Genomic DNA, 15,725 nt, shown 5'->3' with positions numbered 1-15,725 from the left:
ACGCGTTGCGCGACTTTCTCACTGCACGCGGCACCGAGCCTGTCATTCCCAACAATCCAACCCGAAAGCAGATCAAACCGTTCGACCCCGTCGCCTACCGCCGGAGAAATATCATCGAACGTGCTTTCTGTCGCCTCAAGGACTGGAGGCGTGTCGCAACTCGATATGACAAGCTCATGCTCAACTTCGCGGCAACTTGCTACATCGCCGCCATCGTCATTTGGTGGGCCTGATTGAGTCTGGAGCCTAATCCCATTCGCGCGGGTTAGTGAATTCCGGCAGGGTTTAGGGTCACATGGCGCCACAGAGACGGACGACCCTGGAGCTTGAGAAGGAAACTGTTCAGCGGCTTGTCCAAAGCCTCGACCCTGCCCTTCTCGCCAGCGGTTTCGCCCGCCTGGAGGGCGGCAGCACCGAGGTCTACAGGATCGATCTTGTTGGCTCCGAGCGTGAACCGCTGGTCCTCAAAATCTATCCGGACGAGCCCGAATGGGGACCGTCGAAAGAAAAGCTCGTCGCAGGCTGGCTCAAGGATCTGATGCCTCCCGTCCCCAGGTGGCTGCAGGTCGACGAGACGCGAAGCGTCCTGCCGTTGCGCTGCGCTTTACTGACACTGCTGCCCGGCCGCTCGCTGCGCCACTGGATCGCAGAGCCGGATATCGAACAGGCCTATCGCCAGATGGGAGAACTGCTGAGGCGCATTCACGCAGTGCCGATGCCCGCCTATGGCTATCTTCGCGGCGGCGGGATCGACAGACCGGTATCCGCGAATGCCGACTATATGACATCGGCGTTCGAAGACGTGTTCCGCCGCTTCCGCAATCTGGGCGGCGGGCCCGATCTCGCACATCGCCTGCAGCATCTGGCTGAAGGTAGCTTCGATCTCCTGGATGGAGGCGACGGCCCCGTGCTCTGCCACGACGACTTCCATCAGGGCAATGTGTTGGCCTTGCGCGACGACGCGGGAAGGCTTCAGCTCAGCGGCCTCATCGATTTCGGAAACGCACGGGCAGCAGACAAGCTCTTCGACCTTGCCAAGGCCCTCTTCTGTTCTGCGCATGAAGATCCGCGCAGTTATCGGCCGATCCTCGAAGGCTACGGCCCGGTCGGTCACCCGGATATCGAGCGGGCGCTGTGGCTTTACAGCCTTTTCCATCGGATGAGCATGTGGTGCTGGCTGACGAAGCTGGGCTTGGATCCGACAGATCAGAATGGCCCTGGCGGACTTATCCGGGATCTGCTTGCAATGGCCCGCCTTGATCGCTGAGCGAGCCGATCGTCAAATAACCTGGCCCTTGCTATCCGGGGCATGATGGCTCGTGCACCCCGGGAACTTTGTTGATCGAAGCCCTGGCCGGTCTGTTGCGCAGCCAGGGTATTTCTTCGCTTTGGGTCATGACAACCAACGACAACCTCGCTGCGTCGCGTTTCTATCAGCGACCATGCGTTTCCATTTCGGACAACAAGCTCTCTTGTCAGCGTTCTGCTATCGATCGGGCAATGCTGATGGCCTCGATGCCGATTTGACGGAGAAGGCCTGTGGAAGTCGTATTGAATCCGCAGAAATAAAGGCCGTCATTCCCAGGCTGCAGTGCTCCTCTTTTCGGCCTGTCTGCGCCCTGAAATCTCTCGGCAAAATCCGGCAATAGCGTTTCCAGCGACGGCCGGAAGCCCGTCGCCAAAATGATTGTATCGAAATCCGCCGATCGGCCATCGGCGAAATGTACCTGCCGAGCATTCGACCAATCGATGCGGGGATATATCCTGATCGCCCCCGCCCTGATCTGGGCCATGGTTCCGATATCGATCAGTGGTGTGCGGTTTTTCTCGGCAATGTTGGTCAGGGGACCATTTGCGGATTTTTGCAGCCCCAATCTTTCCATATCTCGATAGCGCAAGTGCAGAAGCGGCGCGTTCACGGCATCGACGAGGCCATCTGGAAAGTGCCGCTGCGCAATGGCGATTGTTGCGGTCGGCACTCCCAGCATTTCCAGCGGGACGATATTCACCGGCCCGCGCACCGACATGCAGACCTCAAGACCTGCCTCGACGCATTCAAGCGCGATTTCGCCGGCCGAATTGCCAAAGCCCACAACGAGCACCCGGTTTGCACTCAGTGCTCCTGCGTTGCTGAACTCGTAAGAATGCAGGAGCTTTCCCTTAAAGCTCTCCTGGCCTTTCCAGACCGGCCTGATGGGAACGTTGGAGAGGCCCGTCGCGATCACAACGGTTTCAGCCTCGATCGCGCCTCCGTCATTCGTCTCGATGGTCCAGTCCCGGCTCCGGCTGATACGGAGGACGGATTTACCAAATTGTATTCTGATATCGTTGGCGCGCGCATAGGCTTCGAGATAGTCGATCACCTGCAGCCGGGATGGGTATCTCGGAAAATTCCGCGGCATCGGTGCCCCGGGGAGTGCTGAATGAGCCTTGGTGGTATGCAGATGCAATCGCTCGTAATGCCGCCTCCAGGAGGAGGCCAGATTATCAGCGCGTTCGAGGACCGTGGATAAGCGGCCATTTGCCCTGAGCGCTGCCGCACAGGCAAGACCGGCTGGACCTCCGCCGACAACCACAGTGCCCGCAACGGTCATGAGCCCCTCCCTGCTCATTTAAAGTGGCTGGGAGAGTACATCATCATGAGCGTGTCAGACAGAAGCTTGCGTAACGAACGCAGCTGCCACCTTTTCTCGCGGCTATCAAACCCAGGCGTTATTTCGCAAACAGGGTTTTGAACTGCGTCGGCTGGCAACGCAGATATTGATTGGCCGCCTTGACCTGCCCGCCGAGTTCGGCGGCGGCGTGCCACGGCCAGCGCGGGTCGTAGAGGATGGCGCGAGCGAGAGCGATAAGGTCTGCATCACCGGTCGCGACGATTGCTTCGGCCTGCGTCGGCTCGGTGATCAGGCCGACGGCTATGACCGGCATTTTGACGGTGCCTTTGATTGTCCTTGYGAGCGGTACCTGGTAGCTCGGGCTGATCGGGATCGCCTGAGAGGGATGCAGACCGCCGCTCGATACGTGGATGGCATCGCAGCCTCTTGCTTCGAGCATCCTGGCAAATTCGACGCTCTCGGAAATCTCCAGACCGCCTTCGACCCAGTCGGCGGCGGAAACGCGCATCGTCACCGGCCTATCGGAGGGAAAGGCATCCCGCACAGCATCGAGAACTTCCAGCGGAAACCGGGCGCGGTTTTCCAGAGAGCCGCCATATTCATCGGTTCGCTGGTTCGACAAGGGCGACAGGAACTGGTGCAGCAGATAGCCATGCGCGCCGTGGATCTGAACGGCATCAATGCCGATCCTTGCCGCCCGTCGCGCGGCAGCGGCAAAGGCATCGCGGACACGTTTCATGCCATCGCGGTCGAGTGCGGTCGGCGGCACGTAGTTCGGGTTGAAGGCGACAGCGGAAGGCGCTTCGGTCTGCCATCCGTTCGGATCGGTCGGCGGAAACTGACCGCCGCCTCTCCAGGGAACCTCGGTTGAGGCCTTGCGGCCGGCATGCGCCAATTGCACGGCGATCGGCATATCCGACCATTTTCTGATGCTTTCGAGCGTGCGGGCCATCGCGGCTTCAGAGGCGTCATCATAAAGGCCGACATCGGCAAAGGTGATGCGTCCCTCGGGAACGACGGCCGTTGCCTCGATCGTCAGAAGCGCCGCACCCGAGAGCGCCAACTGTCCAAGATGAATCAGATGCCAGTCCGTCATGCAGCCATCCACAGCCGAATACTGGCACATGGGCGCGATCACGACGCGGTTGGCGAGCGCAAGATTGCGCACGGTGAAGGGCGAAAACAGGACGGGCTGGGGCATGGCGTTCCTCGAAGCGGAAGTCGGTTGTTTCGGCTTATAGCACTCTGTCGGCGTTTTACGACGGTTAGCAGAGCCTCCTTGTGTCAGGAACTGTTCTTTTGGTGTGGGTCCGCTTTGCAAAGAGGCCTCGCGGGGTCGTTTCTTCCGATTGTTTCGCCACGCGGAAGATAGTCTTCAGCAGAACGTCAGTTCATACCCAGGGCGGGCGGGTGTACTGATCCAGCGAGGATATCCCATCTGCGAACGGCCAGAGGCCTCCAATCGCTCCACCCGCCAAGGCATCACCCGACATCTTTGCCGACAGGCTCGAAACGGCGACCGAAGAGACGACGGCTATTTGCAGCCTATGGAGAATGACGTGAGCAAAGATCTCATCACCCCGATCATGCGCATACAAATCGAACTGGCCATCGCTAATGCCAAAGATGATTTCCACGCTCTCCGATCCCTGGAGATCGAGGCGAAGCATCTGGCGCTGAGCGGATCGGAGATCGACGCTGCAAAACGCGGAGGCAGTTTCGACCTGCTTGTCGATATCGCCGTGAAATTCGCACTCGCGGTCCACGCGGGAGACGGTGAGGCAAGCGCGGTTGCAAAAAGACAACTCATTGCGTTCGGTGTTCCGGAGATCGCTTCGGAGCTGCCCGCCTTCATCGAGAAACTGGAACTGTCGCTCGCCAGATAAAAGGATTGCCGTTCAGCCGCTTGAAGCTATGGGTTCGGTAGATTGCGGTTGGAAGAAAAGCGTTTAAAGCTCTGGCCAGGACTCAGGTTTTCACGGCAATGTGGATCGCATGGATCGATGGCAGGCAATGAGGGTCTTCGTGAAGGTCGCGGAGGCTGAGAGCTTCGCGGATGCAGGACGGCAGCTCCACATGAGCCCTCCTGCCGTCACGCGTATAGTTTCCGCCCTCGAAGACATCATCGGGACGCGCCTTCTGACACGCACGACCCGATCCGTCAAACTGACGGAAGCTGGCGCCCGGTATTTTTCGGACTGCCAGAGGCTTCTCGCTGATCTCACCGAGGTGGAGGCGGCCGCTGCGGGCGCCTACGGCAAGCCGACAGGCACGCTTACCGTCACGACTTCTGCAATGTTCGGAACAATGTTCGTCCTGCCGCTGATGACCGAATATCTGGATCTCTACCCCGATGTTATCGGTCGCGGCCTGTTCGTCGACCGGGTCGTCAGCATGGTCGACGAAGGCATTGATGTTGCGATCCGCATCGGCCATCTGCCCGACTCTGGCCTCACCGCAACGCGCGTCGGTCAGGTCAGACGCGTCATCTGCGGATCGCCCTTCTATTTTGAAAAGCACGGCGTCCCGATGACCCCCGGCGATCTGTCGAGCCACCGCATCATAGCGTCGACCAGCGCGTGGACGTCGCTAGAATGGCGTTTCGGGGTGCAAAAGAAGTCTACCATCCACGTCAATCCCCGTCTCTTCTGCAGCACCAACGAGGCCGCCATCTCGGCGGCAGCTTGCGGCTGGGGCCTGACACGTGTTCTCTCCTACCAGATTGCGCCGCAGCTTGAGGCCGGCGAATTGCGCACGATATTGTCTGATTATGAGGAAGAGGCCCTGCCGATCCATGTCGTGCATCCAGAGGGCCGCTATGCCCCGGCAAAAGTGCGAAGCTTCATCGACTTCGCGGTTGGAAAGCTGCGGGCCAACAGGCACTTCAACTAGCGGCCGCAGGCAGTCCCGCCCAGTAAACAGAAAAAGGCCCGCGCATTCATCGCTGAATGCCCGGGCCTTTGTGAAAGTCGATGATTATTTTGCGACCTTGCGGTCGAGGAAATCGTGAATGAGCGGCGCCATCTCATCCAGCTTGTCTTCAAGGGCAAAATGGCCGGTATCGAGGATGTGCATTTCGGCGTCCGGCAGATCACGCAGGTAAGGATGCGCACCTTCCTCGGGGAAGATCTTGTCGTTCTTGCCCCAGACGATCAGCGTCGGCGGCTTGCGATCGCGGAAGAAGGCCTGGAACTGCGGGTAGAGCGGAACATTCGTGCCATAGTCATGGAAGAGATCCAGCTGGATATCCTTGTTGCCCGGCCGGTCGAGCAGCGCCTGATCGTGAACCCAATTGTCGGGGCTGATGCGGGTGAGGTCCTTGACGCCGTCCATGTACTGGAACTTGGTCGTCTCAAGAACCACGAGGTTGGACAGGGCCTCGCGCTTTTCCGTGGAGTCGTCAGCCCAGTAAGCCTTGATAGGATCCCAGAACTCGCGCAGGCCTTCTTCGTAGGCGTTGCCGTTCTGGACGATCAGCCCACTCACCCGTTCCGGATGCTTGAGAGCCAGACGGTAACCGACGGGCGCACCGTAATCCATGACATACATGGCGTACTTCTTGGCACCGAGCTCAGTCATGAGCGTATCGACCATGTCCGCATAGTGGCCGAAGGTGTAGGCGAACTTGGTATGATCGGGCGCATCGCTCTCGCCGAACCCCGGATAGTCGGGTGCGATGACGTGATAGCGGTCGGCCAGCAGTGGGATGAGGTTGCGGAACATATGCGAGGATGTCGGGAAGCCGTGCAGGAGCAGGACGACAGGACCATCGGCCGGACCGGCTTCACGATAGAACATGTTGACGCCATCGATCTTGGCCGAACGATAGTGAACGGTCACCGGCACCTGTTGGGTGATCGCAACCTGCTTGGCAGGAGCGGCTACGGCTTCAGAAAGGGGAGCGAAGCTGGCGGTTGCCAGCATCAGGGAAAGGATCAGTCTGTTCATCTCAGTTCTCCGTTTTGACAAATTCGCCAACAACCCTTGCTGGGTTGGCGCCAACAATAGCCATTCACCGAAATCCGTTAATTGGCGGAATGTGGAAGTTATTATTCCACTTATAGGAAGAATGTCTGACCCATTATGAACCGGGATCGCGATGCAGGCAGCGATGAGGCAATAGAACCATCTGTGCACATGCAGGCCAGCTAACCGTTTCTCCACGTCGGGCAGATAGTTCAAGCCGATAATGATCTATTCTGAGGGCATGATGACCTTGGTTGACACGGAAGCAATGTTGCAAATGGCGCAGCTGATGGAAGCTGCGGGCGTCATGATTGCGGTCTACGATCACGATGACCGGTTGCGTTTTGCCAATCGCGCGTTTCGCGATGCCTGGCTCGTCGCAGACAACGAACAACCGCTTTGGTCCGAGTTGATGCGGCGCAACTTTCACGCCCGCCACGGAACGGTCGTTGCCACAGCCGATTTCGAGGGCTGGCTGCTGTCGACGCTGGCTCGCCGAGGGAAAACCGGCTTTCGCGCCTTCGAAACCGATCTTCACGACGGCCGATGGCTGTGGATGACCGAAACCATGCAGGCCAATGGCTGGATGTTCTGCGTCGCAAGCGACGTGACATCGATCCGCTCCGATCAGAGGACGCTGCGGCAAGACCGCGACAGCGCGATCAAGGCATCCCAGACCGACGATCTGACGGGCATTCCGAGCAGACGCTTCGTAATGGCAAAGCTTGAGGAGTTGGTGCGCCACTATGGCGACCAGCAGGAGAAGGTCGGTTGCCTTGCCGTCCTCGACATCGACAATTTCAAATATATCAATGACCGTTTCGGCCATACCGCGGGCGATGCCGTTCTGAAGGATTTCGCGGCCACCCTGCAGAAAATGGTGCGCAAGACCGATATTCTCGGCCGCGTCGGCGGCGAAGAATTCGTTCTTGTCCTTCCGAACACGGTTCCCGAGGAAGCGGCTGAGATCGTCAATCGCATGCTGGTCGCCGTCAGACAGTCGCACCCGCTGGCCGACCAACTCAGCTTCCGCTATAGTTTTTCCGCAGGCATTTCCTGTGTCATGAACGGAGACTATGCCAATGACGTCTATCGAAGGGCCGATTTGGCGCTTTATGCGGCCAAAATGAGAGGCCGCGACCAGATCGGCATTGATCCCCATGCACACCCGCTTGGTCGACGCAAATCATAGCCGGGGCCTGCCGGCAGGGTCATAAATCAGGGAGTTTCAATGGTCGAAAAGATTGCACCCACCTCGCCCACCGTAGCTTCCTCGGCGACACATGTGAACCATAGTACCTCGATCGGCTCCGAACCTGACAATGCCTGGGTCGCCGAGCGACAGGCAAAAATCACCGCCGGCAGTGGGAAAAAAGACGATCACCATACCGCTGATGGCGAAGAAGATCGCATCAATGGTGATGATGATCCGGCAGCGGAGCGGCATCTCGACCATCATTCCACGCATCCCCATGCGGAGGCCACCGATCCGGGCGAAGAACGCCTGTCCGGCGAGAGCGAGCGCATCGGCACCGGCAACCTTGATGACGACGTTCCATTCGGCGACCACGTCGGATATCTGTAAGTGGTTGAGCGCGCACACTGACAAGCCTTGCAGGGCTTAGCTCCGATCAGAAGCCGGCTCATCATTGAAACCGATCCTACCCCTCCTTGTCAGTCCCGGCTCGATCAGCGGTAGTTGAGAAAACCTTTTCTCACTTGACAATTTCCATGAGAAAAGGTTTTCTCATCGCAAGTTCGATGGAGGAGCGACTGGACACGACGGGAAAAAGAGACCGGATCACAATTCACGATGTCGCGGCTGCTGCCGGAATCAGCATCTCGACCGCATCGAAGGCATTAAACGACACGGGCAGGATGGGACTGGAAACGCGCGAGCGGGTCAAGCGCATCGCGGCGGAGATCGGGTACAGGCCGAACGCCCTGGCAAGAGGCCTGCTCAGCAAGCGCAGTTTCACGATCGGGCTTCTCACCAACGATACCTATGGCCGTTTCACGCTGCCGGTCATGGCGGGCATATCGGATGCTCTCGTCGATCACGGCGTTTCGGTCTTTCTGTGCGCGATCGAGGAGGATCCGACCCTTGCGCAGATTCACGTAGAGGCGATGCTCGACAAACAGGTCGACGGCATAATTGCAACAGGAAAGCGTCTGGATAGACGGTTGCCGCTCGACCTGTCGAATTTGAACGTGCCTGTCGTTTACGCCTTTACGGAGGGAGCGCCAGGAAGCGTCACCTTCCGCTCCGATGATGCGCAGGGCGCGCGGCTTGCCATCGAATGGCTGGCAAAGCTCGGGCGCAAACGGATCGTGCATGTCACCGGACCGGAGAATTTCTTCTCGGTGCGCGAGCGCGCCGATGCCTATCGCAAGKTTGCAGGAGAAGAACGGCCAGTCCTGTTCGGGGTCTGGTCGGAAAACTGGGGCCACGAAGCCGTTGCGAGATTATGGAGCGGCAGCGGCGAAAAGCCCGACGGCATCTTCTGCGGCAACGACCAGATTGCGCGCGGTATCATCGATGCACTGCGCGAACGCGGCATCAGGGTGCCGCAGGATGTTTCGGTGGTGGGATTCGACAATTGGGAGATTGTCGCCGCCCAGACACGTCCGCCGCTGACGACGGTGGATATGGAATTGAAGGAACTGGGGCGGCAGGCCGGATTGACGGTTCTGGCGCTTGCGGAGGGACGCTCGGTGGAGCCCGGCATCAGGAAATTGCCGTGCCGTCTCGTCGTGCGGCAGTCATGCGGGGGCGACACCCTCGGAATATAGCAACGGCGCGAAGGAGACGCGCCAACTTGGGAGGAGAGCCATGATGAAGCGTCTATTACTGGCAACCAGCATTGCCACCCTATGCCTGGTCTCGACAGCCTCGGCTGCCGAAAAGATCGAAATGTGGGTTCGCACCGGCATCGGCGATGCCTTCAAGAAGGTTGTCGAGTCCTATAATGCGAGCCACGAAAACCAGGTGGTCACGACCGAAGTGCCCTTCAGCGAACTGGTGCAGAAATATGCAACGGCAATCGCCGGCGGCCAGGCGCCCGATGCCCTGTCGATGGACCTGATCTATAACCCGGCGTTCGCCGCTGCGGGCCAGCTCGAAGACCTGACGGACTGGGCAAAGAGCCTGCCCTATTTCAATTCACTGTCGCCGTCACATGTCAAACTCGGCACCTATCAGGACAAGATCTACGGCCTGCCGCTGTCGGTCGAAACCTCTGTCTTCGCCTGGAACAAGGACCTCTACAAGAAGGCCGGCATCGACCCTGAAAAGGCGCCCACCACCTGGGAGCAAATCGAAGCCAACGCCGAAAAGATCCGCAAGCTCGGTGACGATACTTACGGCTTCTACTTCTCGGGCGGCGGCTGCGGCGGCTGCATGATCTTCACCTTCACGCCACTCGTCTGGGGCGCTGGTGCCGATATCCTCTCGGAGGATAGCAAGACCGCAACGCTCGATACGCCACAGATGCGCAAGGCCGTCGGCTTCTATCGCGACATGGTGAAAAAGGATCTCGTTCCGGCAAGTGCTGCGAGCGACAATGGCACGAGCTTCCTGAGCTTCACAAACGGCAAGATCGGCCAGCAGAGCCTCGGTGCCTTTGCAATCGGCACGCTGGTCACCCAGTATCCGGATATCAACTTCGGTGTGACGCTCATCCCCAGCGTCGACGGCAAGACTTCGTCCTTTGCCGGCGGCGACAATTTCGTCATCACCAAGGGCACGAAGAAGATCGATGCCGTCAAGGAATTCCTCGAATACATCTATTCGATGGACGGCCAGAAGGTCATGGCGAAATACGGCAGCCTGCCGACGCGTGGAGACATTGCCGATCAGGTTCTTGCCGGGCTCGACCCCCGCATGCAGGTGGGCCTGAAGGCGATCTCCGTTGCCAAGACACCTTACACGCTGCAGTTCAACGATCTGATCAACAGTGCCAATGGCCCCTGGGCGACCTTCACCAACGCCGCAATCTTCGGTGACGACGTCGATGGCGCCTTCTCGAACGCTCAGTCCGAGATGCAGTCCATCATCGACAGCGGCCAATAACTCTCCCGGCCGTGGGCCGGGGGACGGTGGCAGTTCCCCGGCCGATCTACAGACTGATCATTCGTAAGATGCGGAGGTTTCGATGACCGGTTCCGGTCCGCAGCGCGCGCGCGCTGTCCGAAAACGGCGGAGGTCGCAATGGCGCGGCTTTCTTTATATCGCGCCAGCCATGGCGCTTGTCATCGTCTTCTTCGTCATGCCTGTTCTCTTCACGGGATGGATGAGCCTGCATAACTGGCCACTGATGGGCGCCTCCCGCTGGATCGGCTTTGCCAATTATATCCGCATGTGGAACGACAGCCGCTTCATGGCGGCCCTGAATTTCACCGCCTACTACACAGTGATCGTTACCATCGCGATCTTTGCGGTGGCCTTCCCGCTGGCGATCTTCGTCGAGAAGGAGCGTCGCTTCGTCAGCACCTACCGGACGATTATCTTCCTGCCTGTGGTGGTCGGCCTAGCGACTGCTTCGCTGCTCTGGGTCTGGCTTGCCAATGTCGATAGCGGCTTCTTCGGCCCGGCCCTTCGCGCACTTGGCCTTGTCGAGCGAAGCCCCAATATCATGGCAAGCTTCGACACCGCCTTCGCAACCATCATCGTCATGGTCGTCTGGAAAATTGCGGGCTTTACGATGATCATCCTGCTGACCGGCCTGCAGGCCATTCCGTCCGAACTGACGGAGGCGGCCCGTATCGACGGCGCCGGTCGCTGGCAGCGCTTCCGGCATCTGACCCTTCCGCTGATGCGAAAGACGATTGCGCTGGCGCTGATCGTCTCGGTCACCGGCTCGATCCTCGCCTTCGACCAGTTCTACATCATGACGTCAGGCGGGCCGCAGAACAAGATGATCTCGGTCGTCTACTACATCTTCAACCAGTCCTTCGTGTCCTTCAATCTGGGCTACGGATCCGCCCTTTCGATCGTGCTTCTGGCGATCCTCGTTGCGATCTCCGTCGTCCAGCTCTGGCTGCTGCGTGTCGGGGAGGAACGTTGATGGGCTCTTCGAGACAACGCCGCGCCCGCAAGCGCTTCAGGTCGCAATCGGCCTACCATGTGGCCGGTATCGCCATTTCGATCTTCTTCCTGGCGCCTTTCATCATCACGCTCTTTGCCTCCTTCCGGCACGGTACGGAATCGAGCCTGCCGCCGTTGCCGCCATGGCCAACGACTGGGGTCAGCTTCGATGCCTATGCGCTGCTCGATACATTCGGCGCCGGAATCTGGCGGCACATGATCAACTCGCTCTTCGTATCGCTGGCAACGGTACTGCTGACAGTCGCCGTCAGCCTGCTTGCTGGCTATGGCTTCTCGCGCTACCGCTTCCCGCTGAAGAATGCGCTGTTCGTCTTGATCATTGCGACGCTGATGATCCCGTTCCAGTCGATCCTGACGCCGCTCTTCATCATTCTTGCGAAGCTTGGCCTCAACAACTCGCTGCTGGGGCTGACGCTGGTCTATGTGACGCTGCAACTTCCGTTCTCCGTCTTCATGATGCGCAACGCTTTCGACGCCGTGCCGAAGGAGATCGAGGAGGCGGCGCGCATCGACGGCGCGCGTGACCTGAGGCTGCTTGTCCGTGTGCTTCTGCCCCTGGTTCTGCCAGGTATTGCGACGGTCGCAATCTTCGCCTTCCTGAATGCCTGGAACGAATTCCTGGCCGCCCTCGTGCTGCTCTCCAGCAACGAGAAATACACGCTGCCCGTCCTCATGACGGCGGTGCGCGCCGGACGCCTCGGCGCCATCAACTGGGGCGCGGTTCAGGCCGGTGTCGTCGTCATGACGATCCCCTGCCTGATCGTCTTCCTGCTCCTGCAACGCTACTACATGCGCGGGCTGATGGCCGGCGCAGTGAAATGATGACCTTTCAACGAAATGGATGAAGCCATGAACAAGCTGAAGAGAGACCGCCAGTTCCGTCCCCTGCCCGTGCCGAGCGTCGAGTTGCATGGCCTGTTCGGCGATCGCCAGGATGCGATCTGCGATTCTACCGCCGAAACGCTACTCGACCGCTGCGTCGAAGCCGGCATGCTGCAGGCCATCGACGTGAACCAGCCAAGCCCGGGCGTCGTCATTCCGATCGGCCCCTGGGGCGGCACGACGCAGATGTTCTGGGACAGCGATCTCGGCAAGTCGATCGAGACAGTGGCCTATTCGCTCTACCGCCGGCCCAATGCGAAGCTCGAGGCCCGTGTCGATGAGATCATCGACATGTATGAGAAGCTGCAGGACAAGGATGGCTATCTGAACGCCTGGTTCCAGCGCGTGCAGCCCGGCCGCCGCTGGACGAACCTGCGCGACCACCACGAACTCTACTGCGCCGGACACCTGATCGAAGGCGCCGTAGCTTACTATCAGGCGACCGGCAAGAAGAAGCTGCTCGACATCATGAGCCGCTATGCCGATTACCTGATCACGGTCTTCGGCCATGGCCCCGGCCAGATGCCCGGCTATTGCGGCCATGAAGAAGTCGAACTGGCGCTGGTCAAGCTGGCGCGTGTGACGGGCGAGAAGAAGTATCTCGACCTCTCGAAGTTCTTCATCGACGAGCGCGGCACCGAGCCCCATTTCTTCACCGACGAAGCGGTCCGCGACGGCCGCAGTGCCGCCGACTTTCACCAGAAGACCTATGAATACGGCCAGGCGCACGTGCCGGTGCGCGAACAGAAAAAGGTCGTCGGCCACGCGGTGCGCGCCATGTACCTCTACGCCGGCATGGCCGATATCGCCACCGAATATAACGACGATACGCTGACGGCAGCCCTCGAAACCCTGTGGGACGACCTGACGACCAAGCAGATGTACGTCACCGGCGGCATCGGTCCGGCCGCCGCCAACGAAGGCTTCACCGACTACTACGACCTGCCGAACGAAAGCGCCTATGCCGAGACTTGCGCCTCGGTCGGCCTCGTCTTCTGGGCAAACCGCATGCTGGGCCGCGGCCCGAACCGCCGCTATGCCGATATTATGGAGCAGGCGCTCTATAACGGCGCGATGGCCGGCCTTTCGCTCGACGGCACGCGGTTCTTCTATGAGAATCCCTTGGAAAGTGCCGGCAAGCACCATCGCTGGATCTGGCACCATTGCCCCTGCTGCCCGCCGAACATCGCACGCCTCCTGGCATCCGTCGGCTCCTACATGTATGCGATCGCCGAGGATGAGATCGCCGTCCACCTCTATGGGGAAAGCAAGGCGCGCTTCGATCTCGCCGGCGCCAAGGCCGAGCTTTCGCAGCAGACGCGTTACCCTTGGGATGGCGCGATCCATTTCGACCTGACGCTCGACCGCCCGGCTCACTTCGCGCTGTCGCTGCGCATTCCGGAATGGGCTGACGGTGCGACGCTCTCCATCAATGGCGAAAAGCTCGATCTGGCATCCGTGCTGATGGATGGTTATGCCCGCATCGACCGCGACTGGAAGAACGGCGACAAGGTCGATCTCTCCATACCGTTGACGGCCCGCAAACTCTTTGCCAATCCGCTGGTGCGCCAGGATGCCGGCCGAACGGCGCTGATGCGCGGTCCGATGGTCTATTGCGTCGAGGAAACCGACAACGGCGCCGGATTGAACGGCATTTCGCTCTCCGCCGATATCTCGCAGGCCAAGACCTCCGAGATATCGGGCCTACGCGGCGCCGTGGCCCTGGAACTTCCCGTCAGCCGTGATGCGGCCGACTGGGGTTCTGCGCTCTACCGCAACTCTCCGCCGGCGGCAAAACAGTCGAGCGCACGTTTCGTGCCCTATCCTTTCTGGGATAATCGCGAACCGGGCGAAATGCTGGTCTGGGTCAGAGCGGCCGAGGCGCGCGGTGAATAATATGGCGGATACGGGCGTCGTACTGACCGAAATTCGCAAGAGTTTCGGCAATCTGGAAGTTATCCATGGCATCGACCTGACCATTGCAGAAGGGTCCTTCGTCGTGTTCGTCGGCCCTTCGGGATGCGGAAAATCGACGCTGCTGCGCATGATCGCCGGGCTGGAGGACGTGACGGATGGCGAGATCGAGATCAAGGGACGCAACGTCACCGATCTCGATCCCTCCGACCGCGGCATCGCCATGGTCTTCCAATCCTACGCGCTCTATCCGCATATGAGCGTGCGCGACAATCTCGCCTTCGGCCTGAAGATGGCGCGAACGCAGGTCTCGGAAATCGAGACCCGCGTCAAGGCGGCCTCGGCGATCCTGAAGATCGACCACTTGCTCGACCGCCGGCCAGGGCAGCTCTCCGGCGGCCAGCGGCAGCGCGTGGCGATCGGCCGCGCGATTGTCCGCAAACCTGACGTATTCCTCTTCGATGAGCCGTTGTCTAACCTCGACGCGGAACTCCGCGTCTCGATGCGCATTGAAATCGCCAGGCTCCATCGCGAGCTCGGCAATACGATGATCTATGTCACACACGACCAGACCGAAGCGATGACACTCGCCGACAAGATCGTCGTGCTGCGCGATGGGCACATCGAACAGTCGGGAACGCCGCGCGAGATCTACGAACGGCCGAACAATGTCTTCGTCGCGGGCTTCATAGGCTCGCCGCGCATGAACCTGCTCGAGGCAAGCTGGGCAGGTGACGGCACCATCCTGGCGGCCGGAAATCGCATTCGTTCGCCGATTGGCGGCGCCGGTCTAGCCGCCGGCCAGAAGATCACCCTCGGCGCGCGGCCGGAGCATCTGAGCATCGTCTCGGGGCCTGAGGATGACGTGTTGCGGGCTAGGGTTGATTTCGACGAATATCTCGGCGGCACGCAATTCCTCTATTGTCAGCTTGGAGATGGTCAGCCGCTAACCGTCGAATACAGGGGATCTGGTGACATCCAGACCGGTAGCCAGCTCGCCTTCACCTGCGATCCCGCCCATCTGCACGTCTTCAACGCCGACGGCATGCGGCTCGACAAATAACCGCAGGCAGCTGTAGGCTGCGTCCTGTTCGCTCGACCCGGTCCTGACGCTTGAATAGGTGTCGGGGCAGTGCACGGTCGATCGGGGCAAATCTTTCGCTGGAGGACAGCGCCCGCCTGTCGCATTACATTGATCGTCTTCCTGGATTTCGAGGCCTCGTCCCTAAGCAAGAAAAGCG

At 59.8% G+C, this 15,725-nt stretch carries 15 protein-coding genes; 12 read left to right on the top strand and 3 right to left on the bottom strand.

Annotated features, from left to right (window positions below):
* Together AC1D35_RS31740 and AC1D35_RS31735 are read left to right on the top strand one after the other, a co-directional pair.
* Positions 1 to 233, top strand: a 233-nt coding sequence (locus AC1D35_RS31740; RefSeq protein ID WP_477941723.1) for a transposase, incomplete at its 5' end; no start/stop codon positions are given.
* Between the two features lie 62 nt (positions 234 to 295).
* Positions 296 to 1,267 (top strand): phosphotransferase family protein, encoded by a 972-nt coding sequence (locus AC1D35_RS31735; protein ID WP_477941818.1) that lies wholly within the window; start codon positions 296 to 298, stop codon positions 1,265 to 1,267.
* A gap of 208 nt (positions 1,268 to 1,475) precedes the next feature.
* Here AC1D35_RS31735 and AC1D35_RS31730 read toward each other — a convergent pair whose 3' ends face one another.
* On the bottom strand, positions 1,476 to 2,594 hold the full coding sequence (locus AC1D35_RS31730; protein ID WP_477941816.1) for a flavin-containing monooxygenase: 1,119 nt from the start codon (positions 2,592 to 2,594) through the stop codon (positions 1,476 to 1,478).
* A gap of 118 nt (positions 2,595 to 2,712) precedes the next feature.
* Positions 2,713 to 3,816, bottom strand: a complete 1,104-nt coding sequence (locus AC1D35_RS31725; RefSeq protein ID WP_477941814.1) for an NADH:flavin oxidoreductase/NADH oxidase — start codon at positions 3,814 to 3,816, stop codon at positions 2,713 to 2,715.
* A 358-nt stretch (positions 3,817 to 4,174) separates the two neighbouring features.
* Here AC1D35_RS31725 and AC1D35_RS31720 point away from each other — a divergent pair, with 358 nt between their 5' ends.
* Together AC1D35_RS31720 and AC1D35_RS31715 are read left to right on the top strand one after the other, a co-directional pair.
* A complete protein-coding gene (locus AC1D35_RS31720) occupies positions 4,175 to 4,501 on the top strand; it encodes a hypothetical protein (RefSeq protein WP_477832937.1) in 327 nt (108 codons plus the stop codon).
* A gap of 109 nt (positions 4,502 to 4,610) precedes the next feature.
* A complete protein-coding gene (locus AC1D35_RS31715; protein ID WP_113296819.1) occupies positions 4,611 to 5,507 on the top strand; it encodes a LysR family transcriptional regulator in 897 nt (298 codons plus the stop codon).
* An 84-nt stretch (positions 5,508 to 5,591) separates the two neighbouring features.
* Here the strand turns inward: AC1D35_RS31715 and AC1D35_RS31710 are convergent, their stop codons facing one another.
* On the bottom strand, positions 5,592 to 6,563 hold the full coding sequence (locus tag AC1D35_RS31710) for an alpha/beta hydrolase (protein WP_113296820.1): 972 nt from the start codon (positions 6,561 to 6,563) through the stop codon (positions 5,592 to 5,594).
* Between the two features lie 262 nt (positions 6,564 to 6,825).
* On the opposite strand from AC1D35_RS31710, the gene AC1D35_RS31705 reads away from it, so the two are divergent.
* The 8 genes from AC1D35_RS31705 to AC1D35_RS31670 all read left to right on the top strand — a co-directional run bounded on the left by AC1D35_RS31705 (position 6,826) and on the right by AC1D35_RS31670 (position 15,547).
* A complete protein-coding gene (locus tag AC1D35_RS31705) occupies positions 6,826 to 7,773 on the top strand; it encodes a GGDEF domain-containing protein (RefSeq protein ID WP_477941811.1) in 948 nt (315 codons plus the stop codon).
* Positions 7,774 to 7,812: 39 nt separating this feature from the next.
* On the top strand, positions 7,813 to 8,166 hold the full coding sequence (locus AC1D35_RS31700) for a hypothetical protein (RefSeq protein WP_477941810.1): 354 nt from the start codon (positions 7,813 to 7,815) through the stop codon (positions 8,164 to 8,166).
* A gap of 176 nt (positions 8,167 to 8,342) precedes the next feature.
* Complete coding sequence (locus AC1D35_RS31695; RefSeq protein ID WP_477941820.1) at positions 8,343 to 9,374, top strand: LacI family DNA-binding transcriptional regulator; 1,032 nt, start codon at positions 8,343 to 8,345, stop codon at positions 9,372 to 9,374.
* A 40-nt stretch (positions 9,375 to 9,414) separates the two neighbouring features.
* Positions 9,415 to 10,653 (top strand): ABC transporter substrate-binding protein, encoded by a 1,239-nt coding sequence (locus AC1D35_RS31690; protein ID WP_477941808.1) that lies wholly within the window; start codon positions 9,415 to 9,417, stop codon positions 10,651 to 10,653.
* Positions 10,654 to 10,735: 82 nt separating this feature from the next.
* On the top strand, positions 10,736 to 11,647 hold the full coding sequence (locus AC1D35_RS31685; protein WP_477941806.1) for a carbohydrate ABC transporter permease: 912 nt from the start codon (positions 10,736 to 10,738) through the stop codon (positions 11,645 to 11,647).
* Positions 11,647 to 12,510: a carbohydrate ABC transporter permease gene (locus AC1D35_RS31680; RefSeq protein WP_113307898.1), complete on the top strand. Its 864-nt coding sequence runs from the start codon at positions 11,647 to 11,649 to the stop codon at positions 12,508 to 12,510. Before AC1D35_RS31685 ends, AC1D35_RS31680 begins: the two co-directional genes overlap by 1 nt.
* A gap of 27 nt (positions 12,511 to 12,537) precedes the next feature.
* On the top strand, positions 12,538 to 14,466 hold the full coding sequence (locus AC1D35_RS31675; RefSeq protein WP_477941804.1) for a glycoside hydrolase family 127 protein: 1,929 nt from the start codon (positions 12,538 to 12,540) through the stop codon (positions 14,464 to 14,466).
* Position 14,467: 1 nt separating this feature from the next.
* Complete coding sequence (locus AC1D35_RS31670; protein ID WP_113508219.1) at positions 14,468 to 15,547, top strand: sn-glycerol-3-phosphate ABC transporter ATP-binding protein UgpC; 1,080 nt, start codon at positions 14,468 to 14,470, stop codon at positions 15,545 to 15,547.
* The last annotated feature ends 178 nt before the right edge of the window (positions 15,548 to 15,725 follow it).

This window comes from Rhizobium sp. P1_E6 (assembly GCF_056405875.1).
This window is presented reverse-complemented; position numbering and strand designations above follow the sequence as displayed.

What these genes read in the sequence shown, in the direction of transcription:
- AC1D35_RS31730 (WP_477941816.1), bottom strand. Translation starts at nt 2,594, where the DNA reads ATGACCGTTGCGGGCACTGTGGTTGTCGGCGGAGGTCCAGCCGGTCTT.
- AC1D35_RS31690 (WP_477941808.1), top strand. Translation starts at nt 9,415, where the DNA reads ATGATGAAGCGTCTATTACTGGCAACCAGCATTGCCACCCTATGCCTG.
- AC1D35_RS31735 (WP_477941818.1), top strand. Translation starts at nt 296, where the DNA reads ATGGCGCCACAGAGACGGACGACCCTGGAGCTTGAGAAGGAAACTGTT.
- AC1D35_RS31710 (WP_113296820.1), bottom strand. Translation starts at nt 6,563, where the DNA reads ATGAACAGACTGATCCTTTCCCTGATGCTGGCAACCGCCAGCTTCGCT.
- AC1D35_RS31670 (WP_113508219.1), top strand. Translation starts at nt 14,468, where the DNA reads ATGGCGGATACGGGCGTCGTACTGACCGAAATTCGCAAGAGTTTCGGC.
- AC1D35_RS31685 (WP_477941806.1), top strand. Translation starts at nt 10,736, where the DNA reads ATGACCGGTTCCGGTCCGCAGCGCGCGCGCGCTGTCCGAAAACGGCGG.
- AC1D35_RS31700 (WP_477941810.1), top strand. Translation starts at nt 7,813, where the DNA reads ATGGTCGAAAAGATTGCACCCACCTCGCCCACCGTAGCTTCCTCGGCG.
- AC1D35_RS31680 (WP_113307898.1), top strand. Translation starts at nt 11,647, where the DNA reads ATGGGCTCTTCGAGACAACGCCGCGCCCGCAAGCGCTTCAGGTCGCAA.
- AC1D35_RS31705 (WP_477941811.1), top strand. Translation starts at nt 6,826, where the DNA reads ATGACCTTGGTTGACACGGAAGCAATGTTGCAAATGGCGCAGCTGATG.
- AC1D35_RS31675 (WP_477941804.1), top strand. Translation starts at nt 12,538, where the DNA reads ATGAACAAGCTGAAGAGAGACCGCCAGTTCCGTCCCCTGCCCGTGCCG.
- AC1D35_RS31715 (WP_113296819.1), top strand. Translation starts at nt 4,611, where the DNA reads ATGGATCGATGGCAGGCAATGAGGGTCTTCGTGAAGGTCGCGGAGGCT.